The organism is Mycobacterium sp. (assembly GCF_049802695.1).
GTDB lineage: Bacteria > Actinomycetota > Actinomycetes > Mycobacteriales > Mycobacteriaceae > Mycobacterium.
The window spans coordinates 1-2327 of the sequence record NZ_JBARMY010000080.1 but is presented as its reverse complement, the minus strand read 5'-3'; the positions used below and the strand labels follow the sequence as shown (position 1 = coordinate 2327).

At 64.4% G+C, this 2327-nt stretch carries 4 protein-coding genes; 1 reads left to right on the top strand and 3 read right to left on the bottom strand.

Annotated elements, in window-relative coordinates; translation table 11 throughout:
- Nucleotides 1–40: 40 nt before the first annotated feature.
- Complete coding sequence (locus WA317_RS02815; RefSeq protein ID WP_425171593.1) at nucleotides 41–463, bottom strand: nuclear transport factor 2 family protein; 423 nt, start codon at nucleotides 461–463, stop codon at nucleotides 41–43.
- A 36-nt stretch (nucleotides 464–499) separates the two neighbouring features.
- Between WA317_RS02815 and WA317_RS02810 the strand changes: the two genes are divergently transcribed.
- Nucleotides 500–766: a hypothetical protein gene (locus WA317_RS02810; protein ID WP_425171592.1), complete on the top strand. Its 267-nt coding sequence runs from the start codon at nucleotides 500–502 to the stop codon at nucleotides 764–766.
- A gap of 124 nt (nucleotides 767–890) precedes the next feature.
- Here WA317_RS02810 and WA317_RS02805 read toward each other — a convergent pair whose 3' ends face one another.
- Together WA317_RS02805 and WA317_RS02800 are read right to left on the bottom strand one after the other, a co-directional pair.
- Nucleotides 891–1808 carry an NAD-dependent epimerase/dehydratase family protein gene (locus tag WA317_RS02805; RefSeq protein WP_425171591.1) on the bottom strand — a complete coding sequence of 306 codons (918 nt, stop codon included), beginning with the start codon at nucleotides 1806–1808 and terminating at the stop codon, nucleotides 891–893.
- Between the two features lie 40 nt (nucleotides 1809–1848).
- On the bottom strand, nucleotides 1849–2327 hold a 479-nt coding region (locus tag WA317_RS02800; RefSeq protein WP_425171590.1), incomplete at its 5' end, for a TetR/AcrR family transcriptional regulator.

The window sequence follows — 2327 nt, the reverse complement described above, 5'->3', positions numbered from 1 at the left end:
CCGCGTAGTTGATTCCCAGCCCGATTCGCATGCTGAATACCTACGCGGTGGCGAACTGCTCGGCAAGTTCGACAGCTTCTTGCTGAATCCGACCGAACTGGGCACCCATCGCCTCGGACAGCGCCGTTGCGCCTGACAGCGGCCGCACCATCACCATGAAGTCGTCGATCAGACCGTCGTCGTTGATGTGCAGGAAGTCGCAGCCGGTGATTCTCACGCCGGGCACCCCGGCGATCCGTGTCTCGAACACGAGCGCATAGTCGCGGCCGTTGCTGTCCGCGATCTCCCGGACATAGCGGAAATCCTCGAATATGCGCAGCACACCACGCAGAATCGCCGCGGTGATCGGTTTGCCGACATACGGCTTGAATGCCACCGGGCTGGTGAAGACCACCGTGTCGGCGAGCAACGCCTGTATGGCCGCTTCGTCGCACTCCTCAACCGCCTTGCGGAACGGATGCATCCAAACCTCCAGTAGTCACTTGTTCGACTGTCCTCAGTGACACTAGAGAATGTTGGCGTGGACTTCGAGATGCGTTATGACCGGTGGAATCGCCGCCTGTTGACTGTCTTCGGCGCGGGGCCCAAGCGGACGGTCATTCGAGTGGCCGACGGCACGCTGTACGTCAAGTTCGGCCGTGTGTTCCGCATGATTATTCCGCTGCAAGACATCAAGACCGCGCGTCTCGGCGAGCGGCGGCGACGGTTGATCGTGTGGGCGATCGGGGTTCATCAAGCCGGAGACGGTTGGCTGATCAACGGATAAGGACAAGGCGTTGTCGAGCTCACATTCGACCGTCCGGTCAAACCGACGAAAGTACCGGGAGGCCCCTTGTTCGGCGGACCCGTCCGCTCCCTCTACCTCAGTCTCACCGAACCGGAACAATTCATCACGGGGCTGAAGCCTCGTAGCGGACGAGCTCCGGGTGGAATTTGGCCGCCATGCGGCGCATCCCGTCGCGCCAGTCGACTGACGGGCTGCCGACGAGCTCGCGCATCCGGGTGATGTCGGTGGGCACGCCGCGCAGCGCCTGCCCGCTTTCCTCGAAAACCGGCTCCCGCCCGATCAGCGAACCGAGGTAGGCGCACCACTCCTGAAGGCTGACCGTCTGGGCGCCGGCCCAGTTGACCGTGATCGCGGGTACCGATGCCGCGGCAAGCAACTTCGGGATCGTCGCGATGATGTCGTCCTGGTGGATCGGGTTGTACCGCGCGGGCCCGCCGAGCGGCACGGGGATCGGCATGCCGGCCAACATCATCTCCATGTGGAAGTACGGCCAACCGCCGTTGTCGCCATACGGGAGATTAAGCCGGGCGATGATCGTGGGCACGCCGAGCACCCGCGCCGTCGAGCGCGCGACGGCCTCAGCGGCGATCTTCGAGATGGAGTAGGTGGGGAACATCGATTTGTGGTTGTCACCGAGCGCGGCACGTTCAGTGCGGGGCTCGTCACCGGGCGGGTCGTAAACGGCCGTGGACGAGCAGTGCAAAAAGGCTGTCGCGCTGCGGCAGTGGGCCATCAGCAGCCCGACGGATTCGGCGTTGGCCGGTAGGTCGATATCCCAGTTGCCGCTCTTGGCCACCGCCAGGTTCAAGACGTAGTCGAAGTCGGTCGGCAGCGCGCTGAAGTCACCGGCGGCCAGGTTCACCGGCACGCAGCGCACCCCGGCCGTCTCGAGTGCTTGGCGCGCCGCATCGTTGGTGAAGCGGGCGATGCCCCAAACCTCGTTTTCGGCCGCCAGTGCCTGTGCGATCGGCGCCGCCAGCTGACCCGTCGGGCCGGTGATCAGAATCTTCGCGCCACCCATGCGCTGATGCTAGGTGACCCCGCTCAAGCCGGCGAATGCTTTACGTCGCCGCGTCGATCAACGCGGCTGCGGCAGCCCGGGCATGCACGAACGGGGTGATGTCGTTCAGCGATGTCGCCATCGCGGTGGCACCTTCGAACAGCACTGCCAACTGCCGGCCCAGCAGCTGAGGATCGCTGGCGCCGGCTTCACCGGCTATGGCGATGAGGCGGTCGGTGAAAGCGAGCTTGTGGCTGCGGACGATGTTGTCGACGCCGGGCAGCACCCCGGCGGATTCCACGGCCGCGTTGTGGAACGGGCAGCCGCGAAAGACTTTGGCAGGTTTGGCCTCGAAGATGGCGAGCAAGCGTTCCCGGGGTAGCAACTCAGAATCGTTCAGCCGCTTCTCGACCGGTGACCCGCCCCGCGCATCGAACGCCCGCAGATAATCGCCAACCAAATCGGTCTTGCTGGCGAAATGCTGGTAGAGGGTGCGCTTGGAGACGTTGGCTTCCTGGGCAACCAGTTCGACGCCGGTGG

Bases quoted from the DNA above. Each gene is read 5' to 3' on its own strand.
- WA317_RS02805 (WP_425171591.1), bottom strand. From the start codon at position 1,808: ATGGGTGGCGCGAAGATTCTGATCACCGGCCCGACGGGTCAGCTGGCG.
- WA317_RS02815 (WP_425171593.1), bottom strand. From the start codon at position 463: ATGCATCCGTTCCGCAAGGCGGTTGAGGAGTGCGACGAAGCGGCCATA.